At 58.6% G+C, this 1,442-nt stretch carries 1 protein-coding gene; it reads left to right on the top strand.

The annotated features are described in order from the left end of the window. The coding region (locus BLS52_RS18200; RefSeq protein ID WP_139186336.1) for an MFS transporter at positions 1-474 on the top strand (474 nt) is incomplete at its 5' end. Positions 475-1,442: the final 968 nt, after the last annotated feature.

The raw sequence follows: 1,442 nt of genomic DNA, 5'->3' as shown, positions 1-1,442 counted from the left end.
AGGAGGACACCACACCCGAACTGGCGCTCAGCGCCTAACCCGAATACCAAGAATCACGCGACAACCGCGTTACACCACGCAAATGGACTTGACCCTGACAATTCCCGACGACCGGAATTCGTTCTTGGGCCTTTCGTGCTCCGCGGACTAATCGATGCCGTCCTAGCCACCATCACCGGACTAGCCTCGGCGATGGCTGCCCTAGTCGTTTACGGGCTCGGAACATCCACCGGGGCGGTCACCTTCAACTCCCTCCTACAAGCAGAAGTCCCCGAGAACCTGCGGGGCCGGATCTTCGCCACCTTTGACACGCTCTGGCAATCCGGCAGGCTCATCTCCCTGCTCCTCGGCGGACTCGCCGCAGACCTGTTCGGTGTTCGAGTGGTCTACTACATCGGAGCAGCCCTCCTGTTTGCTGCCGCATGGGCAGGCTGGAAAGGACTCCAGACCGTACCCCCAAGAACTGAGAGCTAGCGGGTGCTCTTCATTTGCCCGTTATTGCCGCGGAACTAGGCTGTGCACCGCCCACCGCTCGCTCAAGGTGAGACATCGGGTGTTGGTGACGTCGCAGGTCATCCAAGTCAGACTCGGACACGACTGGTCCCATGCCGGCCCGCATCCGACGCGCCCCCTCGGTCAAAGTGGGCCGCGGCTGTGCGAGGAAATCGAACATCTCGTCCGCGTGTTCTTGATGGCGTTCCAGGATCATAGCGTCCGGGAGGAGGGCGGTTTCCATGATGTTGCAGAGGCCCGCTAGCTCTTCAGGAGTTAGCTTTCTTCCAGCCTGATCCTGTGAATCGGCGTCCGATAGTGACTATATGTAAGCGCTCAAATCCTCCGCGTCCATGTTCTGCAGTCCGTCTATCGCTGACAGACAGCAATGAACCTGTTGGGCTGATGAGGTCGATCGTGTCTGCATATAGGACAGCCCATCGAACGAGCGCTGTCTCCTTTGCGAGAGTCAAGGCTTCAGCTCCTAAGGATGGCAGAGCGGCAAGCACCATATGAAGTGGAGACACAGCGAGTACCATGCCTGAAGGTTAGTTGGCGCCGCAGAGACAGAGACCTGCATTGCCGCGCGTGTCACGCACCTAAGCCCTGATTCGCGGACCAGCGGATAGAGTTCGCCGCGCGGTCAGTCGCGTCAGCGTGACCGGTATCGTCCCTGATTCCTTCGAATTTGCATATTGGGCCGTTACCGGTTAACCGTCTGGAAGTGGTGTTAGGACGCGGCAGTTCGTCGTGCTCTTGCTTCCTTGTGGAGGTTCACGGGGGTAGCGTCCAGAACACGTTTGACCATCTCAGTGATGAAGTAGCCCGGTTGCAGGTCGGATGGAACTCGTTGCACGGAATTTTTCAAGTCAAGCGGTACCAAGGTGAGTTAGACGGAGGTTAGGCCGCCGTTTCTCCGGCGGTTTCGGTCGGTTGGTTGATCCATGCCG

Source organism: Arthrobacter subterraneus, assembly GCF_900099735.1.
GTDB lineage: Bacteria > Actinomycetota > Actinomycetes > Actinomycetales > Micrococcaceae > Arthrobacter_D > Arthrobacter_D subterraneus.
Note: the sequence above shows the minus strand (reverse complement) of the source record. Positions and strands in the feature narration are given on the sequence as shown.